The sequence below is a fragment of the Cryomorphaceae bacterium genome (assembly GCA_017798125.1).
Lineage (GTDB): Bacteria > Bacteroidota > Bacteroidia > Flavobacteriales > ECT2AJA-044 > ECT2AJA-044.
In genome coordinates, this window is sequence record CP059070.1 from 212,439 (window position 1) to 228,678 (window position 16,240).

The 16,240-nt window shown below is 48.3% G+C and carries 12 protein-coding genes and 1 tRNA gene; 6 read left to right on the forward strand and 7 right to left on the reverse strand.

From position 1 onward, the window contains the following. Positions 1-3 precede the first annotated feature (3 nt). Positions 4-1,317: a ribosome biogenesis GTPase Der gene (der, locus tag HZ996_00960; GenBank protein QTN37761.1), complete on the forward strand. Its 1,314-nt coding sequence runs from the start codon at positions 4-6 to the stop codon at positions 1,315-1,317. A 44-nt stretch (positions 1,318-1,361) separates the two neighbouring features. On the opposite strand, the gene era is transcribed toward der, so the two are convergent. The 3 genes from era to HZ996_00975 all read right to left on the reverse strand — a co-directional run bounded on the left by era (position 1,362) and on the right by HZ996_00975 (position 4,414). Then, positions 1,362-2,252: a GTPase Era gene (era, locus tag HZ996_00965; GenBank protein QTN37762.1), complete on the reverse strand. Its 891-nt coding sequence runs from the start codon at positions 2,250-2,252 to the stop codon at positions 1,362-1,364. Then, complete coding sequence (locus tag HZ996_00970) at positions 2,249-4,195, reverse strand: DUF3857 domain-containing protein (protein ID QTN37763.1); 1,947 nt, start codon at positions 4,193-4,195, stop codon at positions 2,249-2,251. Before HZ996_00970 ends, era begins: the two co-directional genes overlap by 4 nt. Before the next feature lie 146 nt (positions 4,196-4,341). Further along, positions 4,342-4,414: transfer RNA gene (locus HZ996_00975), tRNA-Met, on the reverse strand. Positions 4,415-4,616: 202 nt separating this feature from the next. On the opposite strand from HZ996_00975, the gene HZ996_00980 reads away from it, so the two are divergent. Together HZ996_00980 and HZ996_00985 are read left to right on the forward strand one after the other, a co-directional pair. Next, a complete protein-coding gene (locus tag HZ996_00980) occupies positions 4,617-5,237 on the forward strand; it encodes a hypothetical protein (protein ID QTN37764.1) in 621 nt (206 codons plus the stop codon). Positions 5,238-5,657: 420 nt separating this feature from the next. Further along, the gene (locus tag HZ996_00985) at positions 5,658-6,656 is read left to right on the forward strand and encodes a hypothetical protein (protein QTN37765.1); all 999 of its coding nucleotides are present in this window, start codon (positions 5,658-5,660) and stop codon (positions 6,654-6,656) included. A gap of 23 nt (positions 6,657-6,679) precedes the next feature. Here the strand turns inward: HZ996_00985 and HZ996_00990 are convergent, their stop codons facing one another. Next, positions 6,680-7,348 carry an SCO family protein gene (locus HZ996_00990; GenBank protein ID QTN37766.1) on the reverse strand — a complete coding sequence of 223 codons (669 nt, stop codon included), beginning with the start codon at positions 7,346-7,348 and terminating at the stop codon, positions 6,680-6,682. 116 nt (positions 7,349-7,464) lie between these two features. Here HZ996_00990 and HZ996_00995 point away from each other — a divergent pair, with 116 nt between their 5' ends. Continuing rightward, positions 7,465-7,872, forward strand: coding sequence for a hypothetical protein (locus tag HZ996_00995; GenBank protein QTN37767.1), 408 nt, complete (start codon positions 7,465-7,467; stop codon positions 7,870-7,872). A gap of 284 nt (positions 7,873-8,156) precedes the next feature. Here the strand turns inward: HZ996_00995 and HZ996_01000 are convergent, their stop codons facing one another. From HZ996_01000 to HZ996_01010, 3 genes are read right to left on the reverse strand one after another with little or no spacing between them, the layout of a single operon-like run. After that, positions 8,157-10,160 carry a tetratricopeptide repeat protein gene (locus HZ996_01000; protein ID QTN37768.1) on the reverse strand — a complete coding sequence of 668 codons (2,004 nt, stop codon included), beginning with the start codon at positions 10,158-10,160 and terminating at the stop codon, positions 8,157-8,159. Positions 10,161-10,166: 6 nt separating this feature from the next. Next, on the reverse strand, positions 10,167-12,095 hold the full coding sequence (locus HZ996_01005; GenBank protein ID QTN37769.1) for a glycosyltransferase family 39 protein: 1,929 nt from the start codon (positions 12,093-12,095) through the stop codon (positions 10,167-10,169). Between the two features lie 2 nt (positions 12,096-12,097). Then, positions 12,098-13,975, reverse strand: a complete 1,878-nt coding sequence (locus HZ996_01010; GenBank protein QTN37770.1) for a glycosyltransferase family 39 protein — start codon at positions 13,973-13,975, stop codon at positions 12,098-12,100. 157 nt (positions 13,976-14,132) lie between these two features. Here HZ996_01010 and HZ996_01015 point away from each other — a divergent pair, with 157 nt between their 5' ends. Together HZ996_01015 and HZ996_01020 are read left to right on the forward strand one after the other, a co-directional pair. Further along, the gene (locus HZ996_01015) at positions 14,133-15,062 is read left to right on the forward strand and encodes a glycosyltransferase family 2 protein (protein ID QTN37771.1); all 930 of its coding nucleotides are present in this window, start codon (positions 14,133-14,135) and stop codon (positions 15,060-15,062) included. Continuing rightward, positions 15,037-16,167 carry a glycosyltransferase family 4 protein gene (locus tag HZ996_01020; GenBank protein QTN37772.1) on the forward strand — a complete coding sequence of 377 codons (1,131 nt, stop codon included), beginning with the start codon at positions 15,037-15,039 and terminating at the stop codon, positions 16,165-16,167. The genes HZ996_01015 and HZ996_01020 overlap by 26 nt, the downstream gene beginning before the upstream one ends. Positions 16,168-16,240 lie beyond the last annotated feature (73 nt).

The window sequence follows — 16,240 nt, forward strand, 5'->3', positions numbered from 1 at the left end:
GGCATGGCAGAGAAACTCGTAGCGGTCATCGGACGCCCCAATGTGGGTAAATCGACCTTTTTTAATCGAATGACGCAGCAGCGTCAGGCTATTGTGGATTCGGTTTCCGGGGTGACGCGCGATCGTCATTACGGGAAGTCGGATTGGAATGGACGTACGTTCTCACTGGTCGATACCGGCGGGTACATTACGGGTTCGGACGATGTCTTCGAAGACGAGATTCGCCGTCAAGTTCTGATCGCCATTGATGAGGCGGATATCATCTTGTTCATGGTGGACGTGCAATCGGGTATGACCGATATGGACCAAGATGTGGCTGCGATTCTGCGTCGCACCGACAAGCCCGTTTTCTTGGTCATCAACAAAGTGGATACGCCCATTCACGCGGCAGACGCCACCGAATTCTACGCCTTAGGCCTTGGGGAGTACTACACCTTGAGCTCGATCAACGGATCGGGAACGGGGGAACTGCTCGACGCTATGGTAGAACACATTCCGCTTCCTGAAGAAGACGAGGAGGAAGAAGATGCCTTGCCGCGCTTTTCCATTGTCGGGCGACCTAACGTAGGAAAAAGTTCGCTTTTGAATGCCCTAATGGGTGAAGAGCGGAACATCGTAACCAATATTGCCGGTACCACTCGAGACAGCTTGAACACCCACTACAATCAGTTTGGATTGGAGTTTGAGCTGGTGGATACCGCTGGTATTCGCAAGAAAGGCAAGGTGCATGAGGACCTCGAGTTTTACTCGGTGATGCGGGCCATTCGCGCCATCGAGCACAGCGATGTGATTCTTCTCGTGATCGATGCCACTCAGGGTTTCGAAACGCAAGACCTCAACATCTTCCACCTCGCCGAACGCAACAAGAAAGGTGTTGTCATCTTGGTGAACAAGTGGGACATCGTCGAAAAGGATACCCACACCACTAAGCATTTCGAGGAAGCCATTCGCGAGCGCATTGCCCCCTTCGTGGACGTGCCTATTGTCTTTATTTCAGCCCATACCAAGCAGCGGATTTTCAAGGCCATTGAAACGGCCATGGAGGTGTACGGTCGCCGGAAGCAACGCATTTCAACGAGCAAATTGAACGATCTTTTCTTGCCCATCATCAAGGACAATCCGCCGCCAGCAACCAAAGGGAAGTACATCAAGATCAAGTACATCACTCAGCTGCCGACCAATACCCCGCAGTTTGCCTTCTTCGCGAACTTGCCGCAATACATCAAAGATCCCTACCGCCGGTTCTTGGAAAACCGGTTCCGTGAGATCTTCGATTTCAACGGCGTGCCTCTGACGATCTATTTCCGGAAAAAATAATTTTGGCCCTGCGGGCCGATGCCTGGCCTTGAGGGTCACACAACCTAGCTCTTATATCCAAAGCGCTTTAGGTCCCGATCGCTATCGCGCCAGTCCTTCACTACCTTGACGTAGAGTTCCAAGTGGATCTTCTTTTGAAAGAAATCCTCCAGCTCTTTGCGGGCATTGGTGCCCACCTTCTTGATCATCTTGCCCTGATGGCCAATGATGATCCCCTTTTGGGTCTCTCTGGCGACCATGATGATGGCTCTAATGCGGATGATGCGCTCCTCCTCTTTGAACTCCTCCACTTCCACCTCAACCGAGTAGGGAATTTCCTTTTTGTAGTTCAAAAGAATCTGCTTGCGAATGGCCTCTTCCACAAAGAAACGCTCCGATTTGTCGGTCAATGCATCCTTGGCGAAAAAGGGCGGGGATTCAGGCAAGAGCTCAACAATGCGGTTCTTCAAAGGCTCCACACCAAAGCTCTCCAAGGCCGAAATAGGAATCACCTCAGCGCGAGGAAACTGCTCTTTCCAGTAGCTCGCATATTCCTCGAGCTTGACCGGCTCTGTGGTATCGATCTTATTGATGACCAGCAGCAAAGGAATTTCGTTGCGCTTCAAACGCTCAAACAGCGCTTCGTCTTTCAAACGCTTTTCTCCCGGCTCCACCATGTAGACCAGCACATCTGCATCTTGAAAGGCAGACTTCACAAAATCCATCATGCTTTCCTGGAGCTTATAGGCCGGTTGGATCACTCCTGGCGTATCGCTAAACACAATTTGAAATCCAGGGTCATTGACAATACCCAAGATTCGATGACGCGTTGTTTGCGCCTTGTTCGTGATGATGGACAATCGCTCCCCCACCAGGGCATTCATCAAGGTGGATTTCCCTACGTTGGGGTTTCCTATAATGTTGACAAACCCGGCTTTGTGTTTTCCTTCGCTCATTGTGCGGCCATTCGAAACGGAACATCCAATACGCGGACGATCTCGCGCCACAAGTTACGCATTTGCATGGCCTCTTCAGGAGAATAAACATCCTTCAAATACGCGCAGATGAAATGAAGGCGATAGGTCTGATTGTCCACGCGTTCCACCGAAAATCGGGCTTCCATGAGTCCGGGCAGGCGCCAATTATACCCCGGGAAAGTCAGGGGCACCATATCCCTTCCGAACTGAAGATAGACGTCGCTTTGATCCACTCCTGCATAAGGCAAAAACAGTGGATACTGCCTTTTTACAGGACCGTTATAAACCTGTTCTGTTTGAAGAAGTGCCTGCGGCACGATGGTCACTGTATCTCCCTGCCAATCGACCTTCGCCCCTGTTCTGCGATACTGCCACTCGGTCGCAAATGCCGGATCATCGCCATCAAAAGCAATCAGCACGGGTCGATCTTCCAGATCCCGCCACTTATCCTTCCAATTCACATACCTCTTCAAGGGCGGGCGTTCCGGATTTCGCTCCTTGAACTTCAACTCTGACCAATAGGCCGATGCCGCACCTGACCACTGCTCCCGAACCGGATAACTGACTTCTTCTTCGTAACCGTTCAAGTTGACAATGGCACTTCGATGCACCTTGCTGCGCTCTAGTGGAAAGCTGGGTAACGTCTCCACAGTAACCTGTTCGTCGGGAGCGCCTACAAAGACGGCTTCAGTCCCCAACAAATCCCCAGGCAGTTCATCTAAGGCGTATTTACCTTCCCACTGCATGGGGATCAAAAAGTGCGTTTGCCCACTTGTGGTGTCCGTAAATTCAAAAAAGGCATGGCTGATTTCATCCAAGCTGATCAGCGTAGAATCCAAGTCACCCCGCGAACGCTCTTTGGCCAGCACCAGTCGGTAGGGAATGTCAAAACGCCGCAACAGATCGTCATAAAAAAGGTAGAGGGCATCAGGGTGAATGCGACCGTAGTTGAGGTCATTCCCAATATTAATGCCACGCGAGTACTTCGTCAGGGTCAAATGCTTGTTGAAGTAATCGTGAACGGCCTTGATACGCGCCGTTATTTCATAAGGCGGAATTGGACGCCATTGATCTTGAAGAAAAGCCTCTAGGGATTTATCGTACCTCGAATTCACCCCTTCTTGCATGCGGTCCAATTGACGCAAAAAGATCCACCACTCCAGAGGCCAACCGTAATCGTCCTGAAAAGTAGGTGAAAATGCCTGCTCAATATGCGGTAGGGCCAAGGCGGGAATAAAGTGTTCTTCTTTTCGCCGCGCTTCCAACTCCGTCATTCGCCACTTGTATTCCTGACGGAAAAACTCCTCCTTCTGAGCCGCATCCGGCGCTCCCAAAAACGACGAATATCCATAAGGGTCATACTCAGGATGCGTCAGAATATAAGTGCTGCGAACCACGGGCAAATAATCGTCGAAGTACATGTGTTGTGGAAGCGGATGGCCTTGATAGCGCCAAAACAGCTCCAACTGGTCGCCGGACTCTACCGTAGGTACTTCAAAAATTATAAATCGCTCCGCCGAAAACCCCGAGACATCTTCCATCACCCGCTTGTTCTTAAAGAACTTCGCATCGATGTCCGCTACTCTGCCATCGGGCTTTGTCAATCGGGCATCAAGGCGATCCAGGGTTGTATTAGGAACGTAGGGAATAAAGAAATATCGGTACTGCTCTGCCCCTTCATTGTTCTGAAACTTAATCTTGTAGTAGACCTCGTACTCTTTGCCACTAAACTGATTTCGGGCTTCGTATCGCTGATATCGAACGACGCGATCCAAAATGACCGCTGGTTCATCGGCCCACTTTTCCGGAACAAAAATGTTGTGAGAGTCCAAGGGCCAGACAATGTCCTTGTATTTGATTCGGTCTTGGGCTTGAACACTAAGTCCGATCAGCACCACCAAAAGGAGCAAGCATTGCTTCATGTAGTGAAAATAGAAAAACGGGCAGAAAGGTTTCGGTGCCTACGGCACGATGCGATTTTCAATCCGCGAATCACCCCAAATACGTGGAATCGAACTCACAGAAACGAAAAAAGCCTTCCGAAATTCGGAAGGCTCTTATCTTCTTGTAGCGGGGGCAGGACTCGAACCTACGACCTTCGGGTTATGAGCCCGACGAGCTACCAACTGCTCCACCCCGCGATAATTGGACAGCAAAGATATAACCTTTCTAGAAATCTCCAAAGAAATGAGCTTATGTTCCGGAATGTCCAAAACGCTAGAGAATCGGGATTTCCAAGCGCAATTCTTGAGCTACTTTCGGTACAGTTCATTGATAATCAAGGGCTCTGCTTCCCGACGAACTCTGCAGTTCATTTTTCTAATCACTTAAACTTCAAAAATTATGAAGAAAGTACTGCTGTTGATCGGAATATCGGCTTTGAGCCTGGTGTTCTGGTCCTGTGAAAACGAGGAGGAGGCAAACGCCCCTCAAGTGGAGTCAAAGACTGAATTGTCCCAAGCGGAATGGGGTGTTCTACAAAGTCAACTTATTGCGGTTCGCAACGCCATTGGCCAACGTGTACTGGCACACCCAGAGCGTTGGAACGATCTCGAACAAGCCTTTCAGGAAAGAGATGAATCAGCCATTCAATCCTTATTGGAAATCTCGGATGAGGAGGAGGCTGCTTATCGACTTATTCTGGAGGAAATCAGAACGAGAATATCGTCTGGTGGAATCGAGTTGAGCTCCGTACCTCAGGACTGTGACTCGGATTGCCTGCCAAATATGTTCGCTGCCCTAAAGGAAGACCCCGCCCCTTTTGCTCTTCTATTCGGGGCCCGTGGCAACCGAGCGCCGGATGGATGCGATTACGAACAATACGTATTAGCGCTGGCCGGTTGCGCAGGACTTGGGCCGTACCTGTATTGGCCCTGCGCTTATGTGGCCTATTGTGAATTTTGCTACGGCCCCACACATGATGAAGTCTGCGAACCCCTTGAGCAACTACCTGATTGGCATTAATTATGGAAAAGTATTTACCCTTTTTAACCGCGCTTCTTTTAGCTCCATTAGCCCTATACCTAGAGAATAAATCCAAGCGGTTTAAAGCGTATTGGTTGATAAGTGCCGGAGGCCTTCTACTGGTCCTGGCATATTGGAACTACGCTTCTGATTGGATGAAGCATGCCTCCTTACCACTATTCTTTCTACTATGGGGTCTAGGACAGCTCTATGAGAGTGCAAAAAGGCCAGGGTAAATCACATTGTTTGGGTTGACTTGAGCATCGTCACGAAGGGTACCATTCGAGACGGTGCTCACTTCAATTTTGATTACTTCTCAAGGAAAAAGTGCATTTTTAAGGCTCGATGAGACGTCTTAACCCAGCGCTACTTATAGCCTTTTTCTTTCTCCCCGCTTTCACTTGGGCCCAGTCCTATTCAATGGACGAGGCCGTCAAGGACGCTCGTAAACAAGGATTTGCGCACCTTCGTATTTATGCCAAAATGAATGCGGAAGCCGAGGAAATGCAGGGAAATAGAAGCTTGGATCCATTGGAGTTCGAATACCTTCGAGGTGAGTTCAACGGTCCCTATCCGCGAGACTTCCAGGGTCTGATTAAGCAAAATTTGGGCAATGGGTTTGATCAGATTTACCTCTCCAAATGGAACAAGAGTCGTAGGGAACAACTTCAAGTTCAACTAGATCTGGAAGCCACTAGAGCAGACGTCGCCGTAAAGCAAGCTTGGCTGGATTGGCAATCAGCAGTTTTTTTGGTCAAAAGACTGGAGGAACTCATGCCTCAAGAAGAGCAGATGGATTTCGACATGCTTTGGGTTTGGAACAAGCGACATTTAGAGACATCCCAATGGATGGCGAATACTGAAAATAGACTGGCATCGCTCACCGGGAGGAACGACCTTGGTGAATTCAGAGAAATGACCGATGCTCCTCGTCCTTTTCTCCGCGCCTCGATAGAGGGTCAAGTGGCCGAAGACTTCAGCTTGCTGGAGGCGGAGCGTGCCGCTCAGTCAGCAGTTGATAAATGGGAAAGTCGTTATGCCCTCAGCCAGAAAATCCCGACGGTTTGGTTGGGCTATTATCAGCTCACTATAGAAGAGGATTTCGGGTACGACGGCACCTTGATTCAACTCGACATCCCTTGGGCATCTTGGTTTGAACGGCGAGTGAAACCGATTTACGAATTGCCCGATGATCTTAAGGACGAAGACAATTTCGAGCGAGACCAAAGGAAAATGAAAATTCAAACGACTCTAGAGCAGTTCGAAGACCAATACCTGCGCTTTGCTCCGGAGCTGTATAGCCGTGCACTGACGACTGAAGACAAAGAGAAATGTTGGGACTACTACGCGGACTACATTTGGCTCGTCAGCGAGTATAACAAGGCATTAGTGGAGTGGCAATTGATCTTGCAGCTGTAGGCTAATTGAACTTCAATTAGCGATCAAGACTCCTTTTGGTATTCCTTTTTGAGGATATATATGTCTCGAATGAGGCGTTGAACGTCCGCTTGATCCGTGCCGTCATAAAATCCTCGAAGTCGAAATTCCTTATCCACCAAGACAAAATTCTCGGTGTGGATAAAATCAGTCTTACCCCCGTTCCCTTCCGTGGTGACCGCGAAGTACGACTTTCGAGCGAGGTCGTAAATGGTGGGTTTATCTCCGGTCAGTAGAGTCCATCGATTTGATTGAATTCCGTACTGCTCCGCGTAAGCGGCCAATACAGGAACTGAATCCTGTTCGGGGAAGACAGAATGCGATACCAAGTGCACTTCTTCGTCTTCCAGAAACTCTTCTTGGACCAAATACATGTGCTTTACCATTTGCTTGCAAATCGTGGGGCAGGTGGTGAAAAAGAAATCCGCGACGTAGATCTGGCCCTCTAGATCTGCTTTGGTGTAAGGATCTCCCAATTGATTCACTAGACGGAAGTCTGAAATGGTGTGATTCTCACGAACAGACTGAAGGGTCGTATCCACTAATTTCGGGTTGATGTCCGAAGGTTGATAAATGGGAAGCTGTTTTTCTGGGGTAAGTATGGGCATGGCAATGAGGATACCGACCACCGCTACAGCCAAAACAATTCCAACGCGTATCCAAAGACTTTTCATAGGTAATTTCCTTGGTGCAAAGGTACAATCCGTACGGCGCTCTTTTGTTAATATTGACAAAAACGAGCGCTGTTTTCGCGGAGCTTTTTATCTTGGAAAAAATTTTATCCTTCATTATGAGACGCTTATCTCTCTTTCTTTTCGTTGCCCTCCTATTCGCGGCCTGCGGCAATGACAAAGCACAAATTGAATCACTAGAACAGGAAGTCCTAGAGCTGCATGACGAGGTCATGGCCAAGATGTCCGACCTGGCTAAATACGAAGAGGCGCTAGCCAAAAGTGTGGCCGATACAACCGCTGCGTTGGACAGTGCTGCTAAAATCGAAATGGACAGTACACGAGCTCGAGTACTTCGCGCTCACCAAGGCATGTTGGATTGGATGCGACAGTATGACCCTCCCAGTGTAGATGAGTCTGCAGAAGTGGCAAAAGCCTACTTGGAGGAGCAGCGCGACAAAATGCAACGCCTTAAAGAATTGACCAATCAAAGCATTGAAGAAGCCTCTGCGATCCTCAATGAATAGTAGGCCTTACAGTTCTTAACAACTTGGTTAACAACTAATTGAACAGCGGCTTTTGGCAAAGTCGCTGTTTTTTTTATATTATATCGAAACTAAAACCAAGTTATGGGAACCGAATCGAAAAGCAAGAACACGACTTTTGAGATCTCCTTGATTGTGGGATTCGTCTTGTTGGTTGCAGCAGTTATCTACGTGAATATTGCTTGATTGAACGGCAATTTGCACCGCCTTTTGATATCGCCTTACCGGGCGAAAAGGCTTTCCCACCCCTAATTCAACGCTCATATTTACTGTTGAGGAACTCTCCTCTGATACTCTTGCGCCTTTCGCGTGTCACCTACCCTATTATAGGTAATCGCAAGATTGGTCAGGACTTCTGGATCATTCGGAGCTATGCGCTCTGCCGTGAGCAGGGCTTCTATGGCCTCTTGGTAACGTTCTTGAATTCCGTATACCGTGCCGAGGTTCTTCCAGCCTCGAACGTCATTCGGATTGGCTTGGGTCGCGGCCTCAAAAGCCCGCTCAGACGCATTCATATCTTTTAATGCTCGGCCATAGAGCTCTCCTTTGCGAATAAGCATTTCATACTGGGTCGGATTTACAGCTAAGTAGCGGTCAATGACCCCTATTTGATACTTGGCGCTTTTGTGCCCATTTATCACAATCAGGATGTTCTTGGGCACATTGACGTTATTCGGGGCTAGCTCAAGAATCTTGAAGTAATACTCCAAGGCCTCTTCCATATCCTGGTCGATCTTAAAAGCCACATTTCCACGAAGAAGAAGCGCATCAACGTAATCTGGATGTATTTCAAGAGAGCGGTCAAGGTATCCCTGGGCCTCCAGGTACATCTGTTTTTGACGCTGCGGTTCTTGAATGACATCAGCAGCTTCTATGAGGCTTCCACCAGCTGTAACATTACTCTTTGCGCTGTTCTTGGAGATTTTTACATCGTGCTGAAAGAGCGTGAAATCATTCTTCCAATTCGGATTTCGGGTAATGGTCTTAACACTAAAGGCCAGGAGAAGGATGGCCAAGGTATACTGAGCTATGGCATCGGCCCGTTGGGCCATAGCGCGCGGTAAGCGCTGCACCAAAAGAACGCCAATAACCAAGGTCCAGGCAAAGGACCCGAAATACGCGAATCGCTCGTTCATAAAGGCCCCAATGGGGAAGAATAAGTTCGATACGATGCTCATGGTGGCGAAGAAATACAGGATGGAAAAACTCATTACATCCCGCTTTGGAAGTCGAATCAATGCGAATACTCCCATACCCAAATAGGCTGCTGCACTCAGAATGAAGCGGAGATCCGTGAAGTTTGTTATCGGAATGTGATAGGGATAGTAATCGTAGGTCAAGGGGTGCGGCACAAACAAGAGCTTCAAATAAACCCCGAGGGTGTAGATGATGGTCGCGTATTTCTGACCCACATTCATTTCAAGGAAAGGGTTATTCATGAGCTCCACAACCGTCTCCGATTTAGGAAAACCAATAATGGCAAAACGAATGGCCAGAAAAGCCGCAGCTCCCACGAGTAAGGGAACAAAATTTACTGCGATTTTGGGGATAGGCTTATCGGTAAAGAAATAATGCGCCAGAGGAATCACCGCCAAGAACGTGATTGCGTTCTCCTTGCTTAAAAGCCCCATGAAAAGGGCCAAAGAGGAGTATACGGCATATTTTATTCCTTTTCCATCTAGATAGTCCCAGGAGTACTTCCAAGCCAATAGAGCGCCTAATAAGGCCATCATATCATCACGCCCCTTAATGTTGGCGACCACCTCGGTATGGAGAGGATGCGCGATGAAGAGCAGAGTCACCACCAAGGGCAGGGATAAATACCATTTATTGGACGCTTCTTGACCCGATCCCAATCGGCCCGAAATCATGCGACTGACCAATTGCCAAATCACAATACCCGTCAAGGCATAGAAGAGAATATTGAAAAAATGACTCACGCCAGGGTTCTCCCCGAAGAGCTGATATTCAATGGCAAAGGTAACCAGCGACAGTGGCCGATACCGTCCTCCAGCAACGAGTTCCTTAGTGGTTCCGAAAAACCCGGTAAAGGTGTCGTACTTGAACAGATCTGGAATGCCCGCAAAGCCCTGCTTGGTAAACTGATTGGAAGTAATGGCGATGGCGTCGTCCAGCGCGTATTCATTGCCCAAGGTGTTTGCATAAAGCACCAAACTCACCGCCGCAATGAGCGCGTATACGGTTCGCGTCTGTTGCCACCAAGGTCCATTCTTCACCTGTGCTTTTGCCTTCTTACTCTTCTTCGCCATGATGATCTAATTCAGTCCCTTTTGGAGTGTTTGAACCCTTTGGGTCTGGCCCTCACGGGCCGATAATTCCTTAACCGCCTCATCGAGCAAGGCCAAATTTCTATTGTTGTAGGCAATGACCCCTAAGCTGTACCAAGGATCAGGGTTCTCCGGTTCTCGAGCCGCAGCAGCCCGAAAAGCCTGTGCGGCTTTTTCATGTCTGCTAAACTCGTTCTCCAGGATACGTCCCTTGGTAATCAAAGGAGCAGCATTCACTGTATCGTATTCCAAGAATCGATTGATGGCATCGAGATGACCTTGAGGGTCTTTGACACGCTCAAAGACAAAATTAATGTTCGAGTGCATGATGGCCCTGTTGTCCTGATTGTTGCGAACTTCCATGCACATCATATAGTAATCGATTGCTTCGTCTATACGGCCTTGATTGAAGCGAATGGTCCCCATTTCTGAAAGGGCCTCTATGTACTGAGGATAAATTTCCAGCGCGCGCTCCACATGCCCAATACCTTCATTGAGCATTTGATCTCGCTTTTGACCGGCCGGAAGTTTTACGGCATTCTTTACGGTTTGTACGCCATACGCCAGGTTCGCTTTACAGGAATTCACACTGGTCAAAACGTCAGCAGCATATATGGTCTCGTTGTTCTTCCAATCTCGATTTCTGGAAATACTCATCACCGCGAAAACGAGTGCAATACCCAAGACCGAGTAGCGCAGCGCACTGGGCGCCTTACCTCCTTCCTTGTTTCCCGCAAAATGTATGAGCCCATAAGCAACTGCCAAAGCCCAGCCCACAGAAGACATGAAGACAAAGCGCTCGTTCATAAAGGCTCCAATAGTGAAGAAGACGTTCGATACGATACTTAGGGTAATGAAGTAGTACAAGACTCCAAAACTCACGATGCTTCGACTCGGTAGCTTGATCAGCGCCCAAATTAAAAGCGCCCCATTCGACACAATTCCCAACCAGACCCGCCAATCCGAAAAATCCAATAGAGGAATGTGATACGGGTAGTAGTCTGCAGTAAGTCCTACCGGTAAGAAAAGGAGGCGTAAATAGCGCCAAAGTGTGTAAAACGTGGTTCCATAGCGTTCCCCTATCGTTGCTTCCATAAAGGGGTTGTTAATGAGGTTGTCTGCCTGACCACCCGCAAAAACACCTACTACGGAAATTCGAAGAGCCATAAATACTGCCGTTGCCAAGAGGGCTGGGGCCAAACTGATGACGTATTCTTTGACGGACGGCTTCCGAAAATAATAGAGACTCAGTGGAATCACCGCTAGGAATGTGATGGTATTCTCCTTGGACATAATTCCAAAGAAGAAGAGAAGACCGGACCAAAGGAGATTCAGCGGCTTTTTCTCGTCGCTGTATCTAAGGGCGAACCATGCTGCGCCTAAAGCGCCAAGCAGCGCAAAAATATCATCCCGACCCTTGATGTTCGCTACAATTTCCGTGTGAAGAGGATGTACGGCAAAAAGCAGGGCCGCAATGAAGGGCAAGGACCAAAATTTGTGTTCGCGATGCTGCAGAAGTCTCCAGAGCCAGAAATACAGAAGAATGACTAAAAGACCGTAGTACAGTATGTTCAAGAAGTGTCCAACGGTTGGGTTTTCGCCAAAGAGTGCGTATTCCACACTAAAGAAGATCAAAGACATGGGACGATAACGCCCACCAGCAACCAGGTCGCGCTCATTGCCAAAAAAACCCGTAAAGCTGTCCCGAGTCAAATGCTCGTCAATTCCTGCAAAACCCTGCACCGTGTATTCATTACCGGTAATGACAATCGAGTCGTCCAATGCAAACTCGTGGCCCAAGGTATTGACGTAGACCGCAGCGCTGATCAAGAAGAGTACCAGAGCCATCGTCCGAGCACTTAATCCAGAACTCTTAAGACTGGCCTTTCTGGCCTGCTTCTTTGCTTTCTTTGCCATGCTTATTTCGCTAATTGCTTATAGTAGGCCGAGCTATCTGCTTGGCCCATCTTGTTGTAGATTTTGCCAATGCTCGCTTTCACCTTTTTATCCTGTGGACGGAGTTTCTCTAGTTCCTTAAAAGCCGCCAAACTCTCATCATATTCGCCGATCTCTTGGTAGATTAAAGCCAAGTCTTTCCAAGCATCCTCACTTTTCGGCTTGATCTCAAGTGCCTTCTGGTAATAGGGAATTGACTTTTGGAAATTCTTGAGCACTCGAGAATAGGTGGTGGCTAAGATCATATTCAAGTCGTAAGAACCCGACATCACGGGATAAAGACCTTCATAAATCTGAATCTGCTTGCTCGTGGGATCATTTTTAGTCAAATCTTGAATATTCTTGAGAATGATCTTCTTGTCCACATCTCGATTCAGTTCGAATAGTCTCAAGTAGTTTTGGACAAATACATCCGGATTTCCTGTCAAATAATATCCGGTTAAAGCCAAGAGGTTATAGGTATCCGGCAAGGTCGGGTCAATTCTCTCGGACTTGGCCAATGCCCGATTCGATTCTTGCAAGAGCTGCCTTCTGGTTTGCTGGTTGCCGCTGGCCATAGCATCCAAATACTTCATTTTCCCGTACGTGAAGTTCACCTTGGCCGACTCTGCGCTCGTTTTGATGTCTTTAGAAACCAAAGTGGCGTCATCTTTCCAATCCCTATTGCGCGCTACTGTCAGAACGCTAAAAACCAACGCTAGGCTCACAAGGACGCCTTTGGCTAAAGACGGCGCCTTGGACCAATCTAGGCTATCTTTGAAAAGATACTCCTTCATAAACCATCCTATGGATAGAGCCCACCCCATGGTAGAGATGTAGGCAAATCGTTCGCTCATGAACACACCAACAGGAAAGAGCACGTTTGAAGTGAGGCCTAGTCCAAGGAAAAATACGGCGATGCCAAAGCCCCACCACTGACGTCGCAGCAATCCTATTATTGCTCCAATGGTTCCCAGAACTATGGCTCCAAGAGACAAGAGGGTGCCCGCAGAAGTCCATTGCTGAATGGCAATGTGATAAGGGTAATAGTCATGTGTGAGTGGATAGGGAACAAAGCTCAGCTTAACGTATTGCCCAAGAGTGTACACAATAGTGGCGTACTTTTCCGAAGTGTTCATCTCTAAGAACGGGTTGTTCATAAGCTGATCTGCAACGTCCGATTTGGGAAAACCCACCACTGAAAAGCGCAGAGCTAGAAAGGCCACAGTAGCTATCCCTATTGGAATCATTCGCTGCCATGTCCGAGAATCAGCCCGAGCGACCCAAAGTGAAAGAGGATAAATAAGTACAATAGCAATGGCGCTCTCTTTAGCCAACAAGGCTAGGAAGAAATATACTCCAGTTAAGTATCGTGCCGAAGGCACATCGCGAAGCATATACCAACCCGCGGCCGCGGCCAGAAGAAATGCCAATAGGTCATCCCGGCCTTTGATATTGGCCACAACTTCGGTGTGCAATGGGTGAACAACAAAAAGTAGCGTAGCCAGAAAGGCCACACTTAGGAGCGCATCTTCTTGTTTAAGCAAGGCTCGGAGCCAGCGATAAAGGATGAGCGCCGTGAGCGCATAGAATAAAAGGTTGAAGAAGTGGCTTACCCCTGGGCTCTCACCAAAAAATGCGTATTCAATGCTGAAAGTAATGAGGCTTAAGGGTCTGTATCGGGCGCCCGCAACCAGCTCTTTCTGCTTTCCGAAGAATCCGACAAACGATTCGTTGGTCAAATGATCCCAAATTCCGCCTATGCCCTTTTGCGTAAACTGGTTGTTGGACAAGACTATTTTGTCGTCTAGGGCATAATCGTGCGATAGCGTGTTCGCGTACAACAGGCCCGCAAGGAGCATTAGGATTAGTTCAGGGCGGGAGAATCGGGATGATTTTGTCTTGGTAGTCTTTTGCTTGGCCATGCAGAATGTGGTGAGCTACGAAAATAGTTTTTTTCGCGGGCGTCCCAAAAGAGCCATGCGGGTGGTTTTTTTACCTTTGCCCAAACTTTTTTCCATGGAGATTTCGGTGGTCATTCCAGTTATGAATGAAGAGGGCAACGTCGCTGAGTTGCACCGTGAGATTGTCGAGACATGTGTCGCAAACAACTATACCTACGAGGTCATCTTTGTCGATGATGGGTCTTCAGACCGAACCATTGAGATTATCAAAGGATTATCCCCGGTTAAATTGATTGAATTTCGAAAGAATTTTGGTCAAACAGCCGCCATGGACGCCGGCATTAAAGCGGCGCAGTACGAGTACGTTGTCACGATGGACGGCGATCGACAGAACGATCCGGCAGATATTCCGGCCATGTTGAACTTTATAGAGTCGGAAGGCTTAGACGTGGTCAGTGGTTGGCGTAAAAACCGCAAGGACAGTTTCGCCAAACATTTCGTTTCTCGCGGAGCAAACCAGTTGCGTAAGCTCCTCATCAACGACCGCATTCACGACAGCGGATGCTCCTTGAAAGTATATCGCCGTGCCTGTTTCAAAGGAATCTCCCTATACGGTGAGATGCACCGATTCATCCCGGCCATCCTCAAAATCAAAGGATTTAAAGTTGGAGAAGTTGTGGTGAACCACCGCGCGCGAACTGCAGGAGTCACGAAATACAACTGGCGCAGAACGTTAAAGGGTCTGATCGATATGATTTCCGTTTGGTTCTGGAACAAATACTCCGTGCGCCCTCTCCACCTTCTCGGAGGTTTGGGAATCTCTGCCATGATTCTATCTTTTTTCGCTGGAGCCTGGACCTTCTACCAATTCCTAATGGGTCAAAGCATGTCTGACAGCGCCTGGCCGTTGGTGACCATGTTCCTCTTTCTAGGAGGGCTTCAACTCTTTATCTCTGGCCTACTGGCCGACATCATTATCAAGAATTACTTCGAGACCACGAAGGACCACAGCTACAGCATTGCCCGAGTTATCGAAAACGACTAAGCCGAGGGTCCTCATCCTCAATTATGAATTCCCCCCTCTTGGGGGAGGCGCGGCCAATGCCACTCATTATTTATTAAAAGAATTGGGCCTACGGCCCGATGATGTTTCCGCGACGCTCATCACTTCATCTGTCGATTCTGATCGGCACGAGAAATTCGCCTCAAACATCGACATCCACTTTCTCGACATCGGGAAGAACGGGAATATCCACTACCAGAGTCAAAAAGACCTACTGACCTATTCCTGGAAAGCCTATTCCCTTGCCCGCCGCCTTCACAAAACGCAACCTTTCGATGTTGTTCACGCCTTCTTTGGTATACCATGCGGCTTTATCGCATTGCGATTGGGGGTTCCGTATATCGTATCCCTTCGCGGAAGTGACGTGCCTTTTTACAACGAACGATTCTATTGGCAAGACAAGCTCGTCTTCAAACGTCTTAGCGGTTTGATCTGGCGAAAAGCCAAACATGTGGTCGCGAATTCAATAGGCCTTCAAGAATTGGCTCTCCGTTCCTTTCCAAAACAAGAGGTCGGAATCATACCCAATGGAATTGACCTTGCCGAATTCCCACAAACTGCAACCATTTCTGGACAAAAAGATCTACACATCATCAGCACGGGTCGATTAATCCCTCGCAAAGGCTATAATTTGCTTTTAGAGGCCCTAAAAGACTCTTCTGGCGTCAGAGTGTCACTTATAGGTGATGGGCCCGAAAAAACGACTCTAAAGGCCCAGGCGAAGGAGCTAGGCATTGACCTAACCCTTCATGGAGCTGTAGATCATGATCAAATTCCATCCTTACTCACCACAGCCGATCTTTTCGTTCTCCCCTCATACAACGAAGGGATGAGCAATGCTGCCCTCGAGGCTATGGCTGCAGGGCTACCCCTACTTCTCACTGATGTTGGCGGAAGTGCTGAGCTCATTGACAGCAATGGTTGGATCATTCCTAAAGGTGAGTCCAAACCCATCAAGGAAATCATTCAACAATGTCAAGCTAATCCGGAAGCTCTGGCAAAAATGGGTATCGCTTCCAGATTGAAGGCAGAATCCATGTCTTGGTCTCATATGACAGCCCGATACCTCGAGTTATACTCTTCATAAAAATCACCCATTTAAATCTTTAAGGCTCTTCACGGTACTTCCTTTCCAAAGAGTCTAAAACAAAAAAGCCCCC

Coding starts and splice junctions, on each gene's coding strand:
- der (QTN37761.1), top strand. CDS start 4: ATGGCAGAGAAACTCGTAGCGGTCATCGGACGCCCCAATGTGGGTAAA.
- era (QTN37762.1), bottom strand. CDS start 2,252: ATGAGCGAAGGAAAACACAAAGCCGGGTTTGTCAACATTATAGGAAAC.
- HZ996_00970 (QTN37763.1), bottom strand. CDS start 4,195: ATGAAGCAATGCTTGCTCCTTTTGGTGGTGCTGATCGGACTTAGTGTT.
- HZ996_00980 (QTN37764.1), top strand. CDS start 4,617: ATGAAGAAAGTACTGCTGTTGATCGGAATATCGGCTTTGAGCCTGGTG.
- HZ996_00985 (QTN37765.1), top strand. CDS start 5,658: ATGGACGAGGCCGTCAAGGACGCTCGTAAACAAGGATTTGCGCACCTT.
- HZ996_00990 (QTN37766.1), bottom strand. CDS start 7,348: ATGAAAAGTCTTTGGATACGCGTTGGAATTGTTTTGGCTGTAGCGGTG.
- HZ996_00995 (QTN37767.1), top strand. CDS start 7,465: ATGAGACGCTTATCTCTCTTTCTTTTCGTTGCCCTCCTATTCGCGGCC.
- HZ996_01000 (QTN37768.1), bottom strand. CDS start 10,160: ATGGCGAAGAAGAGTAAGAAGGCAAAAGCACAGGTGAAGAATGGACCT.
- HZ996_01005 (QTN37769.1), bottom strand. CDS start 12,095: ATGGCAAAGAAAGCAAAGAAGCAGGCCAGAAAGGCCAGTCTTAAGAGT.
- HZ996_01010 (QTN37770.1), bottom strand. CDS start 13,975: ATGCTCCTTGCGGGCCTGTTGTACGCGAACACGCTATCGCACGATTAT.
- HZ996_01015 (QTN37771.1), top strand. CDS start 14,133: ATGGAGATTTCGGTGGTCATTCCAGTTATGAATGAAGAGGGCAACGTC.